This window comes from Saccharopolyspora sp. 6M (genome assembly GCF_020176775.1).
In the GTDB taxonomy this organism is placed as follows: Bacteria; Actinomycetota; Actinomycetes; order Mycobacteriales; family Pseudonocardiaceae; genus Saccharopolyspora_C; species Saccharopolyspora_C gregorii.
In genome coordinates, this window is sequence record NZ_JAIUJZ010000155.1 from 1 (window position 1) to 16,153 (window position 16,153).

Below are 16,153 nucleotides of genomic sequence, written 5' to 3' on the forward strand. Positions count from 1 at the left end.
GGGGGGGCGGGGGGGGGGGGGGGGGGGCGGGGGGCCCGCCCCCCCCCCGGGGGCCCCCCCGGGGGGGGCCCCCGGGCCCCCCCCCCCCGGCCGGTCAGCCGAGTTCGGCGAGGGTGCTGCGCAGGGCGGCCACGGCCTCGCTGATCTCCTCCGGGGTGACCGACAGCGCCGGGCGGAACCGCAGCGCGTCCGGGCCGGACGGCAGGAACAGCGTGCGGTGCCGGTCGCGGGCCGCCGCGATCGCCGCGTCCCGCAGCGCCGGGTCGCGGAAGCTCACCGCGCACATCAGGCCGCGCCCGCGCGCGGAGCCGATCAGCTGCGGGAACTCGGCGGCGAGCGCGCCCAGCTCGCCCAGCAGCAGCTCGCCCATCCGGCGGGCGTTCTCGAACAGCCCGTCCCGCTCGGCGACCTCCAGGATCTTGGTGGCCCGGACCATGTCCACCAGCGATCCGCCCCAGGTGGAGCTGATCCGGCTGGGCTCGCGGAAGGCGTTGTCGGCGATGTCGAGCACCCGGCGCCCGCCCAGCACGCCGCACACCTGCATCCGCTTGCCGAACGCCACCAGGTCCGGTTCCAGGCCGAGCTCCTGGTGCGCCCAGACCGAGCCGGTCAGCCCGCCGGTCTGCACCTCGTCGGCGACGGTGAGCACGTCGTGCGCGCGGCACAGCTCCTGCACCGCGGTGAGGAAGCGGGGCCGCAGGTGCCGGTCGCCGCCTTCGCCCTGGATCGGCTCGTAGACGAAGCAGGCGACCTCGTGGCCGTGCCGGCGCAGCGCGGCCTCGGCGGCCTCCAGCGCGGTCCGCTCCTCCGGCAGCAGTTCCGGCTCGTCCCAGCGCGGCCCGGGCTCGACGGCGGGGCTGGGGATGCGCGGCCAGTCGAACATCGGGTAGTCGCGGATCTTCACCGGGTCGGTGTTGGTGAGCGACAGGGTGTACCCGCTGCGGCCGTGGAACGCCCGTTCCAGGTGCAGCACGCGGCTGCCGCGGACGGCGATGCCGCGGCTCGCGTTGTGCTTGGTCTTCCAGTCGAAGGCGACCTTGAGCGCGTTCTCGACGGCGAGCGTGCCGCCGTCGATGAGGAACAGCAGCGGCAGTTCCGGCACGCCGGCGACGCGGCGGAACGTCGCGGCGAAGCGGGCCTGCTCGACGGTGGCGAAGTCGGGGTTGGCGGGCTTGACCCGCGCGGTCCGCAGCAATGCCGCCTCGAACTCCGGGTCCCGCAGGTCGGGGTGCCCGTGGCCGAGCGGCGCGGAGCTGAAGAACATGGTCATGTCGAGGTATTCGGTGCCGTCGCGCAGGTCGCGCAGGCGGCAGCCGTGCCCGGAGTCGAGGTCGACCACGATGTCGAGCAGGTCCCCGGTGACCTGCTCGCGCAGCGCCGGAACCACCTGGTCGGCGTCGGTCGTCGTGGTGGGCTGGTCGAGAACGGCTTCCTGCTGTGCGGTCATGTCAGCCTCCTCGTGCGTCGTGCGGTCGCTGTAGCGCCCGTCACTAGTCACGAAAATTATGACCATGGCCCCGGCCAGATCACAATAATATTTTGATATCCAACCTCTTGACGAAAGATTTTCTTTCGCTCGCGGCGGTGTTCACCCCTCGACCGCGTGCAGCAGGTCCGCGAGCCCGCCGGCCAGCGATTCCCGCTGCCGCGCGGTCAACCCGGACAGCAGCGCCTGTTCGGCGGCCATGACCTGCGGGAACACCTCGTCGATCAGCTCCTCGCCCGCGGCGGTGATCCGCACCCGGGCGCTGCGCCGGTCCCGCTGGTCGGTGGTGCGCTCCAGCAGGCCGCGCTCGGTGAGCTCGCGGAGCCGCTTGGTGGTGGCCGCACCGGAGGCGACGGTGATCTCGTTGAGCCGCCCCGGCGTCACCGCCACCCCGCCGCGGCGCAGCGCGCACAGCAGGTCGAACTCGGCCCGGTTGAGCCCCGCCTCGGCGATCGTCACGTCCAGCCGCCTGCGCAGCACCGCCGCCGCGCGCAGCACCCGGCCGATCACGTCGATGCTGGTGGTGTCGACGTCCGGGTGCAGGTCGGCCCACTGCGACCGGGCCGCGTCGATGAGATCCGGTGTCCGCTTCATCGCGCCATCGTTTCACTAGTAAACTACTTTTCCTACACTGGTGTTATGCCCGGAACCGTGCTCACCCGCAACCTGCCCGACGCGTACCGGTTCCGGCTGCACGGTCCGTTCCTCTGGCCCGCCGCCCGCACGCTGCTGGCGATGGCCGTCCCGCTGGTCCTGCTGCTGCTCACCGACCGCCTCGACCTGCTGCCCGCCGCCGTGTTCGGGGCGCTGAGCAGCGTCTACGGCCGCGCCGAGCCCTACTACCGGCACGCCAGGACGCTCGGTGCGGTGGCGGTGGGCATGGTGCTCGCCGTCGCCGTCGGCGAGCTGATCGCGGTGTACGCGGGTGGTACCCCGGCGCACGAGGTGGTGGCGCTGGCGGCCACCGCGTTCGTCGGAGCCGCGGCCACCGTGATCTGCGCGGCCGTCAAGGTCGGGCCGCCCGGCGGATTGATCTTCGCATTCGCCGCCGGGGCGTGCGCGCACCTGCCGCTGACGACCGCCGACCTCGGCCCGCACCTCGCCGTCGCCGCGCTGTGCGCCGCGTTCGCCTGGACGGTGAACGTCGCGGGCGCCGCCGTCATCGGCCTCACCCCGCAGCGCCGGGCCGCCGCCACCGCGCTGAACGCCACCGCCACCGCGCTCGCCGCGCGCACCGACCTGACCGCGCGGCACCAGGCCGCGGTGGCCGTCGACGCCGCGTGGAACGGCCTCGCGCTCGTCGGCGAGCGGCACCGGGACACCGCCGAACACCGCGACCTGGTACGCGCGGTGCACGCCTGCGAACTGCTGCTGACCCCCGGCGCGCCCGAGATCACCCCCGCCGAGCTGCGGGCCGCCGCGGTCGCCGCGGCGGCGGGCGAACCGCTGCCCGAACTGCACCCGGCGGGCGGCGGTGTGCTCGCCCCGCCGCCCGCCTCCCGCTGGCCGGTCATCCGCGACGTGCTGCGCGCCGCCCTCCGGCCCCGCCGCGGCGGGTCCTGGCTGCTGCCGCACGGCCTCCGCGTGTTCACCGCCGCGCTGCTCGCCGGGACGATCGCCGACCTGCTCGGCTTCGGGCACGCCTACTGGGCGGCGGTGTCCGCGGTGTCGGTGCTGCTGGCCACCAGCACCGCCACCTCCGTCCCGCGGATGCTGCAACGCGTCACCGGCACCGTGTTCGGCGTGCTCGTCGGCGCCGCGGTGCTCGGCGCGCAGCCGACGCTGTGGGTGCTGCTGGTCGTGCTCGTGCTGCTGCAGTGGGGCGCCGAGATGACGGTGACGATCAACTACGGCCTCGGGCTGCTGTTCGCGACCCCGGTCGCGCTGCTGGTCAGCGCGCTCGGCACCCCCGCCGACCCGGGCGCGCTGGCCGCGAACCGGTTCTGGACGACGCTGCTCGGCGCCGCGGTCGCCGTCGCCGCCGCCTGGTCGCTGCCCAACCGCGCCTGGCTGTCCCGGGTGCACACCGCGCTGGCGCGGGTGCGGGCGCTCAGCACCGCCGAACCCGTGCACCCGCCGGCGCTGCGCGGCGCCCTCGTCGAGCTGCACGAGGCCTACGAGCAGGCGGCGGGCGAGATCCGGCCCGCGCTGCTGCCCACGGAAGCGCTGCTCACCACCTCGCGCGCGGCCTACGCCCGGCTGGACGCCCGCCGCGCCTGATCACCGCCCGAGCCAGGTGCGCAACGCCCACCAGGTGCCCGCGGTGTCCACCACGTGCGACCGGTCCGCCCGCGGCGCGTCGTGCACCCCGGTCCCGGTGAGCTCCGCCAACCGCTCCAACCGGTAGCGCACCGTGTTCACGTGAACGTGCAGGGCGTCCGCCGCCGCCCGCACCCGCCTGCCGTGGTCCAGGTAGCACAGCGCCGTCCCCGCCAGCTCCCGGTGGAACGCGTTGCCCGGGTCGAGCGCGCCCAGCAGCTCCCCGGCCACGGTCGCCGCCAGCTCCGGCTGCGCGGCCAGCGCCGCCTCCACCGCCAGGTCCGCCACCATCCGCACGCCCCGATCACCGGAGGCGGCAGCCACGCCGAGCGCCCGCACGCACGCCGGGTACGCCCGGCCCACCTCCGCCAGCGGCAGCGCCGGGGAGCACACGAACAGCGCCTCCTCCCCCGGCAGCGGCGACAACCGCCGCGCCAGGCCCGCCAGGCGGCCCTCCACCAGGCCGAACACCCCGTCCAAGCTGCGCTCCACGCCCCTGGCCAGCACCGGATCGGTGATCTCGGTGACCACGCAGTGGTAGCGCTCCGCCCGGCTCAACCCGGCGCGCTCCAGCTCCGCACGCCCCGGCAGGTCCCCGGACGCGAACAGCGCCCCCAGCACCCGCGCGTGCAGGTCCCACACCGTGCGGGACAGGTCCAGCTCGGCCGCGCGATAACCACCGACGATGTCCCGCTCGGCGGTGGCGACGTAGTGGTCGACGACCACCACCAGCTCCAGGATCACCGCATCGGCCACGCCCATCCCGCGCGCCAGCTCCACACCGGCCCGGACCAGCTCGGTGCGACCGGCGTACACCCCGCGCAGCAGCGAGGCGATCGGCACCCCCTGCAACGCGCGGTCCGCGCCCAGCGCGCGGGCCACCGACACCCCGGCCGCGTCCTGCGTCCCGCCCCGCGCCAGGTGCGCGGTGCCGTCGGCCAGCAAGGTCGCGACGTGCCTGCGGTTCTCCTCCTCCGGCAGCCGCGCCACGTCCGGTGAGCCGCGCCGGGCCGCCGCGGCGACCCGCGCCACGACCTCCTCGTCGGCGGCCAGCGCGGTCATCACCCGCAGCGCGATCGCGGTCATCCGCTCGTCCATGAGTCCTTCGAGACGTCGTCGTGCTCGTTGTGCCGGGGTACAACGCGGCCGCCCGGGGTTGGACGGCGACCTCTACCGGCGCCGGGCGGGCATCTGGTTCGCTCTCGACTACTGGAAAGTAACAAAATTCCCGGCCGGTTCGAGAAGATCACCACCCGTTCGCCGACCTCGATGTGGAGGACTCGCCGATGAGTTCGTCAGCAGACCGCGGAATCCCCCGCCGCGACGTCCTGGCCGCGGGGAGCGCGCTGGCCGCGGGCGGTGCACTGGCCGGCATCGCGACGTCCCCCGGCAGCGCGGGCGCGGCACCCGGCGCCGACGCGGACGCCATCGTCGTCGGAGCGGGTCTCGCCGGGCTCGTCGCCACCGCCGAGCTGGTCGCCGCCGGGCGCCGCGTGCTGCTCGTCGACCAGGAACCGGAGGCGAGCCTCGGCGGCCAGGCGTTCTGGTCCCTCGGCGGGCTGCTGTTCATCGACTCCCCCGAGCAGCGGGCGGCGGGCATCAAGGACTCCCTCGAACTCGCCCGCGCCGACTGGTTCTCCACCGCGGGCTTCGACCGCGGCGTCGACGACCCGGCGGGCGAGGACCACTGGGCGGCGCGCTGGGCCGAGGCCTACCTGCAGTTCGCCAACGGGGAGAAGCGGTCCTGGTTGTCCGGGCTCGGGGTCTCCTGGGTACCGGTCGTCGGCTGGGCGGAGCGCGGCGGGCAGCTCGCCGACGGCCCCGGCAACTCGGTGCCGCGGTTCCACCTCACCCTCGGCACCGGCCCCGGGGTGGTGGAACCGTTCGAGAAGCTGGTGCGGGAGGCGGCGGCCGACGGCAAGGTCACCTTCCGGTTCCGGCACCGCGTCGACGAGCTCAGCACCACCGGTGGCGCCGTGGACGGCGTGCGCGGCGGCGTGCTCGAACCCAGCGACGCCCCGCGCGGCACGCCCAGCTCCCGCACCGAGATCGGGAGGTTCGAGCTGCGCGCGCCCATCGTGATCGTCACCTCCGGCGGCATCGGCGCGAACCACGACCTGATCCGCGCCAACTGGCCGTCCCGGCTCGGCACCCCGCCCGAACGCCTGATCACCGGGGTTCCCGCGCACGTGGACGGCCGGATGCTCGGCATCTCGGAGGCCGCGGGAGCCCGGCTGGTCAACCGCGACCGGATGTGGCACTACACCGAAGGCATGATCAACCACAGCCCGATCTGGCCCGGGCACGGCATCCGCGTCCTCGCCGCCCCGTCCTCGCTGTGGTTCGACGCGAACGGCCGCCGCTTCCCGAACCCCGGCGTGCCCAGCTACGACACCCTCGGCACCCTCGAACTGATCCAGCGCAGCGGGCACGACCACTCCTGGTTCGTGCTCAACAAGCGGATCATCGACAAGGAGTTCGTGCTGTCCGGGTCCGAGCAGAACCCGGAGCTCACCCGCAAGGACCTCGCCGCCTACCTGGCGAGCCGCCTGTTCAACGACACCCCGCCGCCGGTCAAGGCGTTCCTGGACGACGGCGAGGACTTCGTCGTCGCCGACGACCTCGACGAGCTGGTCGTCGGCATGAACCGGCTCGCCGGGGCGGATCTGATCGACGCGGCCGAGCTGCGCGCGCAGGTCGAGCTGCGGGACGGGCAGGTCGACAACCCGTTCACCAAGGACCTGCAGATCATGGGCGTCCGGAACTCCCTGGCCTACATCGGCGACAGCCTGGTGCGCACCACCCCGCTGCACAAGATCCTCGACCCGGCGGCGGGACCGCTGATCGCGATCCGGATGAACATCCTCACCCGCAAGACCCTCGGCGGGTTGCAGACCGACCTGTCCGGCCGCGTGCTCGGCACCTCCGGCGAACCGGTCCCCGGGCTGTACGCGGCGGGCGAGGTCTCCGGGTTCGGCGGCGGTGGCGTGCACGGCTACCGGGCGCTGGAGGGCACGTTCCTCGGCGGCTGCCTGTTCTCCGGCAGGCAGGCCGGGCGCGCCGCGGCGGCCGAGAGCGCCTGACCCGCGGACTGCGGACCCGGGCGCCACGGCGAAGGATCGTGGCGCGAGCACCGGGAGGGCGGATGACCGACGACGCGATCTACCTGGACCACAACGCCACGACGCCGATCGCGCGCGAGGTCGCCGAGGCGATGTGGCCGCACCTCACCGAGGTGTTCGGCAACCCGTCCAGCACGACCGAGCAGGGACAGCGGGCGCGCAAGGCCGTCGAGCACGCGCGCGAGCAGCTCGCCGGCCTCCTCGGTGCGCACCCCGACGAGATCGTCTTCACCTCCGGCGGCACCGAGGCGAACAACCTCGCGATCCGGGGCGCGGCCGCCCTGGCCCGCACCGAGGTCGCGGTGACCTCCGCCGTCGAGCACCCGGCCACGACCGCACCGCTGGCCCACCTGCGCCGCCACCGCGGCTGGCGGGTGGACCAGCTGCCGGTGGACGCGCAGGCGCGCATCGCGCTGGACCGGATGCCACCCGGCGAGGTCGGACTGGGCACGCTGGTCCTGGCGCACAACGAGACCGGCACCGTCCAGCCGGTGCGCGGCTTCGCCGAGGAGATCCGCTCCCGAGGTGGGCTGGCGCACGCCGACGCGGCCCAAGCCGTCGGCAAGATCCCGGTGTCCGTCGACGAGCTCGGCGTGGACCTGCTCAGCGTCGCCGGGCACAAGTTCTGCGCCCCGAAGGGCGTCGGCGCGCTCTACCTGCGCCGCGGCACCTCGATCGCCCCGGTGCTGCTGGGCGCCGGGCAGGAAGGCGGGATCCGGCCGGGCACCGAGAACGTGCCGGGGATCGTCGCGCTGGGCGCCGCCGCCGAACTCGCCGGAACGCTGCTGGACGCGGAACGGGTGCGGCAGACCCGGCTGCGAGAGCGGTTGTGGGACCGGCTCGCCGCGCGACTGCCCGGGTTGCTCCGGATCAGCCCTGCCGAGGAGGCGTTGCCGAACACGCTGCTGGTCGTCGTCCCGGGCCGGGTCGGCGCGGAGGTGCTCGCCTGTGCGCCGGGTGTCGCGGCCGCCACGGGCAGCGCTTGCCACGCGGGCACCCGCACGCCGTCGGCCGCGCTGCTCGCGACCGGGCTGGACGCGGACCTCGCCCTGGGCGCCCTGCGCCTGTCAGTGGGCCGCGGGACCACGCTCGCCGAGGTCGACCGCGCGGCCGACGAACTCGCGAACTCCGCTCGCGGCCCGGCCTGACCGTCCATCCGAAGTGGACGACGATCACCGCCCCGGCGAACGAGAAGAATGCCGAAGACGCAACAACGTCCCCGGACTCCGCCCGGAGGCCGAGCGGACGGCGAACCCACCCGCGAGACCTGCGGAGCCCGTCCCCGCCCGAAAAAGGAGCCTGGAAGACGCACCGGCGTCGACCGGACTCCGTCAATGTGAGCAGGCGGGGGAACTCGCCCCACCGCGGCGAACCGCCCCATCCCACCACCGCACCGTGGGGGCCTACGGGGACTCGGCCCCCGTACGAACGAAAAAAGCCCGGAAGACGCGAATGCGTCGACCGGGCTCTTCCGTGGAGGTTGCGGGAGCTTACTCGAACACAAAACCGCTGGTCAGTGAGCAGACCAGGAACGCTCCACAACGTCAGGAGCCAACGAAAAGCGACCACCGCACCGTGGGGGTCCGGGGGGGCGCGGCCCCCGCGATAAACACGCGGAACGCAAAAAGCTCGCGCTCTCCGCGAGCGCGAGCCTCCTATTGCGTGGAGCTGAGGGGAATCGAACCCCTGACCTTCTCGATGCGAACGAGACGCGCTACCAACTGCGCTACAGCCCCTTGCCTGAGTGCTGTTGTAGCTTAGCAGGGCCCCAACAGCACTCCGCACACCCCCCTCCCGAAGGGGGCGCGGAACCTATTCGCCCACCGCACGGCGGTACGGCTGCCAGGTCCGCTCGTCGAGCTCGTCGAACATCGGGTCCTCGTCGTCAATCTCCACGACGACCGCTCCGGTGTTGCGCGGAGCCGGACCGCGGGGTGCCTCGAACTCGTCCCGCTCGTCGTACTCGTCGAGCGCGGGCTCGCCGTACTCCAGCTCGTCGTCCTCGTCCTCTTCCTCCCGCAGCGCGGACATCCGCGCGAGCCTGCGCTCCCGGATGTCCTGCTCGATGCGGACCTGGCGGCGCAGGTAGGTGAGGTAGCCGACGATGGCGAGGTCCACGACCGCGTGCAGCCACCAGGCTGCGGTCCACGCGAGCGCCGCGACCAGCGCGGTGGCGATCGCGGTGAGCACCATCGCGATCGTGATCCGTTGCCTGCGGGCGTACTTGGTGCGGGCCGCGAGCGCCGCGGCCTCCGGGTCGTAGCCACCTCGGCCGGGCCGGTAGCGGCGTCCGGCGCGGACGTCGTCGCTGTGCACGCGGCGCCGCTGGTCCTCGTCCTGCTCGTCGACCTCGTCGTACTCGTCGATCTCGTCGCGGTCGTCGTCCTCGTGCCGGTCGGTGTCGGCCATGCCGTACGCCTCCTGCGCCCTATCCGTTCCGCCGGTCACGGACCGATCGCTTCCCCTGCGAACCACGCGCGCCGCCAGTGCCGAGTCCGTCGTCTTGGACACTTCCTGCCGGCGACGGGCGAACATCGGGACCAGAACCACCAACCACGCCGCCGCAAGCGCCGCGAAGATCAAAGAACTGGGCACGCCTCGCCACCTCCCCCTGGCTGCCTGCCGCACACTGCTGCGACCGCCACGCTAGCCACTTCTGTCACATCTGTCTCTGAGCCACGCCGTTCCGATTTCGTTTCGTCCTGAAGGCAGAAAAACGCACGGGCGGCATCAGGGAAGGGACGCGATGCCCCGGCGTGTCGGCCTCCACGCGCCTGGGAACAGCGGAAATACACTCGGACGAGGGACGAGGCGTCGAGGCGCGGTGACGGAGGTCTCGGCCCCGGTGAGCACCGCTCCCGGCCGCTGGGTGCGGCGAAGATCTCCCGATCGGGTCAGGCGTACCGGGCTCGTCCGCTGCGGACCAGCGCGGCCGCGGCCCCCTCCGGCCGGTCCTCGACGGTGAGCCCGTAGACGTAGTGGTCCCGCCACGCGCCCTCGACGTCGAGGTAGCGCTCGAACAGCCCCTCGCGTCGGAACCCGGCCTTCTCCAGCACCCGCACGCTCGGCGAGTTCTCCGGCCGGACCGTCGCCTCCAGCCGGTGCAGCCCCGCCGGACCGAAGCAGTGGTCCACCGCCAGCGCCACCGCCGCGGTCGCGATCCCGCCCCCGGACACGTCCTCCGCGACCCAGTAGCCGATCCACGCCGAGCGCAGCGCGCCGCGCACCACGTTGCCGACCGTCAGCTGCCCGGCGAACCGGCCGTCCACCGAGATCGCGAACGGCAGCGCCTGCCCGCGCCGCGCCAGGCCGCGCAACGCGCTCCACTGCGCGGGCCAGGCCAGCACCGCGTTGCGGTCCCGCCAGTCGCCGACCGTCGTCGGCTCCCAGCGCTGCAGGTACACCCGGTCCCGCAACCGCAGCCCGCTCCACGCCGTGGCGTCCCGCAGCCGCGGCGGACGCAGCTCGACCGCGCCCGCGGGCACCAGCAGCGGCCCCGGTCGCGCCGGCCAGCCGGGGTGGCGGGACGGGAAGAGCGGCTCGGCCTCCTCGGACATCGAGCGGGTCACGCCCGCTGGGACAGGAACCGGACCTGGACGTCCTCGCCGGTGCCGACCTCGGTGACGTCCTCGTCGACCAGGATCAGGCAGTTCGCCTCGGCCAACGACGCCAGCAGGTGCGAGCCGGAGGTCCCCAGCGGCTGGACCAGGTAGGAGTCGGTCTCCGGGTCGCGCAGCAGCTGCCCCCGCAGGAAGCCGCGGCGGCCCGCGGTCGAGGTCACCGGCGAGAGCAGGTTCGCCGTCACGGTCCGGCGGTGCGGGTTGCCGCGGCCCAGCGCGGAGCGGATCAGCGGCCGCACGAGCACCTCGAAGACCACCAGCGCGCTCACCGCGTTGCCGGGCAGCAGGAAGGTCGGCACCTCGTCCGGCCCGAGCCGACCGAAGGCCTGCATGGAACCCGGCTGCATCGCGACCCGCGTCGCGTCGAGCTCGCCCAGGTCGCCCAGCGCCGAGCGCACCTCGCCGCCGAGCGCCCCGCCGACCCCGCCGGAGATCACCACGATTTCGGAGAGCAGCAACCGGCCCTCCACGACCTCGCGCAACCGCTTGGGCTCGGTGCTCACGATGCCCACCCGGGTGACCTCCGCACCGGCGTCGCGGGCGGCGGCGGCCAGCGCGTAGGAGTTCACGTCGTAGACCTGCCCCTGCCCCGGGCTGCGGTCCACGTCGACCAGCTCGTCGCCCAGCGACAGCACCGAGACCCGCGGCCGCGGGTGCACCAGCACCTTGTCCCTGCCGACCGCCGCGAGCAGCCCCACCTGCGCGGACCCGATCGCCGAGCCGCGGCGCACCGCGAGGTCGCCGGTCTGCACGTCCTCGCCCGCGCGCCGCACGAACGCCGCCGAGGGCACGCCCTGGCGGACGGTGACCTTCGCCGGGTGCTCGTCGGTGCGGTCCAGCGGCACCACGGCGTCGGCCAGCGTGGGCAGCGGAGCGCCCGCCGTGACCCGCACCGCCTGACCGGGTTGCAGCCGGCGGGGCTGCCGGGAACCGGAGGTGATCTCGCCGACCACCGGCAGCACCGGCGTCCCGTCCCCGGCGTCCTGCACGTCGACGCTGCGCACGGCGTAACCGTCCACCGCGGCCTGGTCGAATCCGGGAAGTGCCTGACCGGCCACGATCTCCTCGGCGCACAGCAGTCCCTGCGCTTCGGAGATCGCCACCCGCACCGGCGCGGGCCGCACCGCGGCGGTGAGGACACGCGCGAGCTGTTCGTCCACTGACCTCATGGCACTCGACCTCTTCCAGGTGGAGCCGAGGCCGCTCGCCGTCAGCTCCTGTTCAGCCGTTCACCGAGCCAGTCCCGCAGACCAGGCCCGTACTCGGGGTCGTCCAGGGCGAAGTCCACCGCAGCTTTGAGGAAACCGCCAGGATTTCCCAAGTCGTGTCGCTTGCCGCGGTGCACCACCACGTGCACCGGGTGACCCTCCGAGATCAGCAACGCTACGGCATCGGTGAGTTGCAGCTCACCTCCGGCACCGGGTTCGATCCGCTTGAGCGCGTCGAAGACCGCCCGGTCGAGGAGGTACCGACCGGCGGCGGCGAGGCTGGAGGGGGCGTCCGCCGGCGCGGGCTTCTCCACCATGCCGCGGACCTGCTTGACGTCGTCCTCATCGGTGTCGGCGACGTCGAAGACGCCGTACGAGGAGACCTCGTCGTCGGGCACGTCGAAGGCGCAGAGCACGCTGCCGCCGTGGCGGGCGCGGGTCTCGGCCATCTTGGCGAGGACGCCGCGGGGCAGCACGAGGTCGTCGGGCAGCAGCACGGCGACGGCGTCGTCGGCGTCGGTGAGGTTCTGCTCGGCGCAGCTCACCGCGTGCCCGAGGCCGAGGGCCTCCTCCTGCAGCGCGGTCTCGGCGGCGATCAGCTCGGGGGCCCGGCGCACCTTGGCGAGCTGGGCGTCCTTGCCGCGCTCGCGGAGCGTGCCCTCCAGTTCGGGCGCCGGCTGGAAGTAGTCGGTGACGGCCTTCTTGTCCGGGGAGGTCACGATCACGAGGCGTTCGGCGCCCGCTTCGGCGGCCTCGGTCGCCACCAGTTCGATCCCCGGGGTGTCCACGACGGGCAGCAGTTCCTTGGGCACGGCCTTGGTGGTCGGCAGGAACCGGGTCCCCAGGCCCGCGGCGGGCACGATGGCGGTGCGGAACGCAGCGTTCGCGGGGTTGCTGGCAGCGCTGTTCATGACTTGGGAGCCTATCGGTCGCACCTATGGTGGAGCTGTGACCTCGCTGGGAGAACTACGGCAATCCAAGTCGGAATGGCGCCGCGTCCTGGAAGAACGCAGGAGGACCATCGACGAGACCACTCGATCAGCGGAGGCCGGGTCACTTCGTTCGGCGGCGCTGGGCTGGGCCGAGCGGTGCAGCCCGCGGGTGGTCGCGGCGTACGTCCCGGTGCGCGGCGAACCCGGGTCCACGGCGTTGCTGGACGCGCTGCGGGCGGCGGGCTGCCGGGTGCTGCTGCCGGTGGTGGTCGGCGCGATGCCGCTGGACTGGGCGGACTACACCGGGGCGGATTCCCTGGACCAGGCCCGCTACGGGCTGCTGGAGCCGAACGGTCCGCGGCTGGGCGCGGCGGAGCTCGGGGCGGCCGACGCGGTGCTGGTGCCCGCGCTGGCGGTGGACGAGCGCGGGGTCCGGCTGGGCCGGGGAGCCGGGCACTACGACCGGTCGCTGCCGCTGGCGGATCCGGCCGCGCGGCTGATCGCGGTGGTGCGGGACGCCGAGTTCGTGGCGGAGCTGCCCGGCGAGGAGCACGACGTCCGGATGCACGCGGTGATCACGCCTGGTCGCGGGCTCGTCGCAGTCGGTGGCGGTGGCGGCGGGCACGCGGTGTGACCTAAGCGTGTTTGCGCTGGGCACCTCAGATGGCGCATCATCGTGTTGGCACTCTGTCCATTCGAGTGCCAACACCATGAAAAGCCCGGAGGTTGACGGCCGTGCCCACCTACCAGTACGCCTGCACCGAGTGCGACCACCGATTCGAGGCGGTGCAGTCCTTCAGCGAAGACTCGCTGACCGAGTGCCCGCAGTGCACCGGTCGGCTCCGGAAGCTGTTCAACGCGGTGGGCATCGTGTTCAAGGGCAGCGGGTTCTACCGCACGGACAACCGGTCGAACTCCGGCTCGTCCTCGACGTCCACCTCGTCCTCGTCGTCCGGGGACTCCGGGTCCGGTTCGTCGAGCTCGTCCTCGGACTCGTCGTCGAGTTCCTCGTCGTCCTCCGCTTCCTCGTCGTCCTCCTCGTCGAGTTCCTCCTCGACCACCGCCGCGGCTTCCTGATCCGTTCCACGCCGGTTCCCGAGATCGCCGATCGCTGTCGCGGTCGGCGATTTTTTCTGCGTTGACCACGGCTTCACCCCCTTCCGCGGCGGAGTTGTCCACAGGCCGGCGATCCATCCACAGATTCCGAACTCGACCCTGTCCGCGCTGCCCGCGCTCTCCTAACGTCGATCTCAGGCGATGGCGGGCGAGGAGGGGACCATGAGCGGTGGGCGCGGAGGCTCCGGAACCACGGGGCCGCGGGAGAACGGCGGAACGGGCAGGGGCGAATCCGGTGCTCATGGCCGGCGCGGCGGGAACACGCGCCGCTTCCGGGCGCGCGGACGGCGGCGCACCGGCCGGGACCTCGGGCCGACCGCGCGGGAGCGGTTGGCCGCGCTGCTGCCGCGAGCTCCGGTGGCGCGCGGCTCCGGCCTGCTGCTCGCCCGCCGGATCGCGGCCGTCGCGCTGTTCGTGCTGGCCGGTGCGCTCGCACTGCTGCCCGCCACCGGCAGCCAGGTGCAGGTGGTGGTGGCGGCGCACGACCTCGCTCCCGGCAGGCCGCTCGACGCCGCGGACCTCCGGCACCGCGACCTGCCCGCCGACCTGGTGCCGCCCGGGGCGCTGCGCGATCCGGCCGCCGCGGTGGGCCGGGCGCCCGGCGGCGCGGTGCGGGACGGCGAACCGCTCACCGACGTCCGGCTGGCCACCGCACCGGAACGACCACCGGAGGTCGCGGCCGCACCCGGACAGGTCGCGGTGCCGGTGCGGCTCGCGGATCCCGGGGTCGGCGACCTGCTGCACCCCGGGGCCCGAGTGGACCTGGTCACACCCCAGGAACGATCCGGTCCCGGAACGGTGCTCGCCGAGCGGGTACCGGTGCTGGCGGTGCACCCCACCGGAAGCGGCGCGGACCAGGGACGACTCCTGGTCGTGGGCGTTCCGGAGCAGCGCGCTGCGGCGGTGGCCGGAGCGTCGTTGATCCATTCGGTGACCGTTACGCTCCGCTGAGCAGCCGCCGGGACGCGCTCCCGCGGCTCCCCCTCCCGTCCGGGACCGACCCGGGCACGTCGAGTTCAACGAAGGAGAGTGCCGTGCTCAAGGGCTTCAAGGACTTCTTGATGCGAGGCAACGTCATCGACCTCGCGGTCGCGGTCGTCGTCGGCAGCGCGTTCACCGCGCTGGTCACCGCGGTCACGACCAGCGTCATCAAGCCCGTGATCGCCGCGGCAGGCGGGGCGAACGTCCGCGGGCTGTCGTTCCAGATCATCGACGGCAACGAGGCCTCGGTCATCGACTTCGCCGTGGTGATCAACTCGATCATCACGTTCCTGATCACGGCCGCGGTGGTCTACTTCCTGTTCGTGATGCCGATGCAGAAGATCCAGGAGCGGCGGAAGAAGGGCAAGGAAGAGGGCCCGGCCGACCCGACCGACGTGGAGCTGCTGCAGGAGATCCGCGACCTGCTGCGCCGCGACCAGGGCCTGCCCGCGGTCAAGGGCCTCGCTTCCGACGACGAGACGACCGTGGGCGCGAACGCCTCGGTGTCGGCGCAGAGCGGCAACGGCGGCGCCAGCAAGAACTGACCCGCGAGCGGTTCCGGGCTCCCGTCAGCCGCCGTGGTGCGGCGGGCGGTTCTCCCGGTACCAGCGCTCGGTCTCCCGCTGATCACCTTCCCGGCGGTCCGGCCCCTCGGAACGCTCGTCCGAGGTGGTCTGCGGGAGCACCTCGCCGAAGATCTCGGCGAGGCGGCGCCTGCGCTGCCGTTCGGTCTCCGTCATGCCTCCATCGTCCCCCCATCCCGGGGATGCGCGGACTCCGGATGCCGTGGGCCGCTTCCTCCACCAAGATCGTGGTGCGACCATGGCCGAGCACCCGGGGACTTCCCGGTGACGGCCGGGACGAGCCGGTGCCCACCGGTTTCGCGGCCGTGACCGGCACGGCCACCCGCTCCCGGCCACCCGCAGCGGCACGGCCACCTGGAGGCAACGGATGAGTTTCCTGGACAAGGCGAAGGACCTGGCCAACCAGGTCAAGGACAAGGCGGGCGAGCTCGCCGAGAAGGCGGGCCCCAACGCCACCAAGGGTCTGGACGCCGCCAAGACGAAGCTGGACAAGGCCACCGGCGGCAAGTACCACGACCAGATCGAGAACGTGAGCAGCAAGGTCGAGGGCGTGCTCAACAAGCAGCAGTCCTCCGGCGGTTCCGCCCAGCAGGGCGGCACCGGCTCGACCGGCACCGGCTCGGACCAGCAGCCCGGTGAGACACCGCGCAAGCCGGACGGCGACGGCCCGGCGCAGCCCGGCGGGACCCCCTCGGCCTGATCCGGCACCGGCGGGCCCCTGAGGTCCGCCTGGCCGACCGCGCGGCGGAAGCACGAGCAGAGCGGTGGGGGGGGGGGGGGGGGGGGGGGGGGGGGGGGGGGGGGGGGGGGGGGGGGGGGGGGGGGGGGGGGGGGGGGGGGGGGGG

The 16,153-nt window shown here is 73.6% G+C and carries 16 protein-coding genes and 1 tRNA gene; 8 read left to right on the top strand and 9 right to left on the bottom strand.

Annotated features, from left to right (window positions below; translation table 11 throughout):
* Positions 1–94 precede the first annotated feature (94 nt).
* Positions 95–1,447 carry an L-lysine 6-transaminase gene (gene lat / locus LCD31_RS20100; RefSeq protein ID WP_224960205.1) on the bottom strand — a complete coding sequence of 451 codons (1,353 nt, stop codon included), beginning with the start codon at positions 1,445–1,447 and terminating at the stop codon, positions 95–97.
* 141 nt (positions 1,448–1,588) lie between these two features.
* On the bottom strand, positions 1,589–2,080 hold the full coding sequence (locus LCD31_RS20105) for a MarR family winged helix-turn-helix transcriptional regulator (protein ID WP_224960207.1): 492 nt from the start codon (positions 2,078–2,080) through the stop codon (positions 1,589–1,591).
* 45 nt (positions 2,081–2,125) lie between these two features.
* Between LCD31_RS20105 and LCD31_RS20110 the strand changes: the two genes are divergently transcribed.
* A complete protein-coding gene (locus tag LCD31_RS20110; protein WP_224960208.1) occupies positions 2,126–3,706 on the top strand; it encodes an FUSC family protein in 1,581 nt (526 codons plus the stop codon).
* Here the strand turns inward: LCD31_RS20110 and LCD31_RS20115 are convergent, their stop codons facing one another.
* Entirely contained in the window at positions 3,707–4,843 is a 1,137-nt protein-coding gene (locus LCD31_RS20115; protein WP_224960209.1) for a CdaR family transcriptional regulator, read from the bottom strand.
* Between the two features lie 188 nt (positions 4,844–5,031).
* On the opposite strand from LCD31_RS20115, the gene LCD31_RS20120 reads away from it, so the two are divergent.
* The gene (locus LCD31_RS20120; RefSeq protein ID WP_224960210.1) at positions 5,032–6,828 is read left to right on the top strand and encodes an FAD-binding dehydrogenase; all 1,797 of its coding nucleotides are present in this window, start codon (positions 5,032–5,034) and stop codon (positions 6,826–6,828) included.
* A gap of 62 nt (positions 6,829–6,890) precedes the next feature.
* Positions 6,891–8,015, top strand: a complete 1,125-nt coding sequence (locus LCD31_RS20125) for a cysteine desulfurase family protein (protein WP_224960211.1) — start codon at positions 6,891–6,893, stop codon at positions 8,013–8,015.
* A 515-nt stretch (positions 8,016–8,530) separates the two neighbouring features.
* Here LCD31_RS20125 and LCD31_RS20130 read toward each other — a convergent pair.
* From LCD31_RS20130 to LCD31_RS20150, 5 genes are all read right to left on the bottom strand, one after another.
* Positions 8,531–8,603: transfer RNA gene (locus tag LCD31_RS20130), tRNA-Ala, on the bottom strand.
* A gap of 76 nt (positions 8,604–8,679) precedes the next feature.
* Positions 8,680–9,402: a gephyrin-like molybdotransferase receptor GlpR gene (gene glpR / locus LCD31_RS20135; protein ID WP_255614452.1), complete on the bottom strand. Its 723-nt coding sequence runs from the start codon at positions 9,400–9,402 to the stop codon at positions 8,680–8,682.
* Between the two features lie 359 nt (positions 9,403–9,761).
* Positions 9,762–10,424 carry a GNAT family N-acetyltransferase gene (locus LCD31_RS20140; RefSeq protein WP_224960231.1) on the bottom strand — a complete coding sequence of 221 codons (663 nt, stop codon included), beginning with the start codon at positions 10,422–10,424 and terminating at the stop codon, positions 9,762–9,764.
* A gap of 8 nt (positions 10,425–10,432) precedes the next feature.
* Positions 10,433–11,656: a gephyrin-like molybdotransferase Glp gene (gene glp / locus LCD31_RS20145; protein WP_224960215.1), complete on the bottom strand. Its 1,224-nt coding sequence runs from the start codon at positions 11,654–11,656 to the stop codon at positions 10,433–10,435.
* Positions 11,657–11,697: 41 nt separating this feature from the next.
* A complete protein-coding gene (locus tag LCD31_RS20150; RefSeq protein WP_224960217.1) occupies positions 11,698–12,606 on the bottom strand; it encodes a UTP--glucose-1-phosphate uridylyltransferase in 909 nt (302 codons plus the stop codon).
* 37 nt (positions 12,607–12,643) lie between these two features.
* Here LCD31_RS20150 and LCD31_RS20155 point away from each other — a divergent pair, with 37 nt between their 5' ends.
* From LCD31_RS20155 to mscL, 4 genes are all read left to right on the top strand, one after another.
* Complete coding sequence (locus tag LCD31_RS20155; RefSeq protein ID WP_224960220.1) at positions 12,644–13,261, top strand: 5-formyltetrahydrofolate cyclo-ligase; 618 nt, start codon at positions 12,644–12,646, stop codon at positions 13,259–13,261.
* 101 nt (positions 13,262–13,362) lie between these two features.
* Complete coding sequence (locus tag LCD31_RS20160; RefSeq protein ID WP_224960222.1) at positions 13,363–13,704, top strand: FmdB family zinc ribbon protein; 342 nt, start codon at positions 13,363–13,365, stop codon at positions 13,702–13,704.
* A 201-nt stretch (positions 13,705–13,905) separates the two neighbouring features.
* Positions 13,906–14,694: a Flp pilus assembly protein CpaB gene (locus LCD31_RS20165; RefSeq protein ID WP_224960224.1), complete on the top strand. Its 789-nt coding sequence runs from the start codon at positions 13,906–13,908 to the stop codon at positions 14,692–14,694.
* Between the two features lie 83 nt (positions 14,695–14,777).
* Positions 14,778–15,269, top strand: coding sequence for a large conductance mechanosensitive channel protein MscL (gene mscL / locus LCD31_RS20170; protein ID WP_224960226.1), 492 nt, complete (start codon positions 14,778–14,780; stop codon positions 15,267–15,269).
* A 24-nt stretch (positions 15,270–15,293) separates the two neighbouring features.
* On the opposite strand, the gene LCD31_RS20175 is transcribed toward mscL, so the two are convergent.
* On the bottom strand, positions 15,294–15,464 hold the full coding sequence (locus LCD31_RS20175; protein WP_224960228.1) for a hypothetical protein: 171 nt from the start codon (positions 15,462–15,464) through the stop codon (positions 15,294–15,296).
* A 211-nt stretch (positions 15,465–15,675) separates the two neighbouring features.
* Between LCD31_RS20175 and LCD31_RS20180 the strand changes: the two genes are divergently transcribed.
* Complete coding sequence (locus LCD31_RS20180; RefSeq protein ID WP_224960230.1) at positions 15,676–16,008, top strand: antitoxin; 333 nt, start codon at positions 15,676–15,678, stop codon at positions 16,006–16,008.
* Positions 16,009–16,153: the final 145 nt, after the last annotated feature.

What these genes read in the sequence shown, in the direction of transcription:
- lat (WP_224960205.1), bottom strand. Translation starts at nt 1,447, where the DNA reads ATGACCGCACAGCAGGAAGCCGTTCTCGACCAGCCCACCACGACGACC.
- LCD31_RS20110 (WP_224960208.1), top strand. Translation starts at nt 2,126, where the DNA reads ATGCCCGGAACCGTGCTCACCCGCAACCTGCCCGACGCGTACCGGTTC.
- LCD31_RS20140 (WP_224960231.1), bottom strand. Translation starts at nt 10,424, where the DNA reads ATGTCCGAGGAGGCCGAGCCGCTCTTCCCGTCCCGCCACCCCGGCTGG.
- LCD31_RS20125 (WP_224960211.1), top strand. Translation starts at nt 6,891, where the DNA reads ATGACCGACGACGCGATCTACCTGGACCACAACGCCACGACGCCGATC.
- glp (WP_224960215.1), bottom strand. Translation starts at nt 11,656, where the DNA reads ATGAGGTCAGTGGACGAACAGCTCGCGCGTGTCCTCACCGCCGCGGTG.
- LCD31_RS20165 (WP_224960224.1), top strand. Translation starts at nt 13,906, where the DNA reads ATGAGCGGTGGGCGCGGAGGCTCCGGAACCACGGGGCCGCGGGAGAAC.
- LCD31_RS20120 (WP_224960210.1), top strand. Translation starts at nt 5,032, where the DNA reads ATGAGTTCGTCAGCAGACCGCGGAATCCCCCGCCGCGACGTCCTGGCC.
- LCD31_RS20180 (WP_224960230.1), top strand. Translation starts at nt 15,676, where the DNA reads ATGAGTTTCCTGGACAAGGCGAAGGACCTGGCCAACCAGGTCAAGGAC.
- LCD31_RS20115 (WP_224960209.1), bottom strand. Translation starts at nt 4,843, where the DNA reads ATGGACGAGCGGATGACCGCGATCGCGCTGCGGGTGATGACCGCGCTG.
- LCD31_RS20105 (WP_224960207.1), bottom strand. Translation starts at nt 2,080, where the DNA reads ATGAAGCGGACACCGGATCTCATCGACGCGGCCCGGTCGCAGTGGGCC.
- glpR (WP_255614452.1), bottom strand. Translation starts at nt 9,402, where the DNA reads ATGTTCGCCCGTCGCCGGCAGGAAGTGTCCAAGACGACGGACTCGGCA.
- LCD31_RS20150 (WP_224960217.1), bottom strand. Translation starts at nt 12,606, where the DNA reads ATGAACAGCGCTGCCAGCAACCCCGCGAACGCTGCGTTCCGCACCGCC.
- LCD31_RS20175 (WP_224960228.1), bottom strand. Translation starts at nt 15,464, where the DNA reads ATGACGGAGACCGAACGGCAGCGCAGGCGCCGCCTCGCCGAGATCTTC.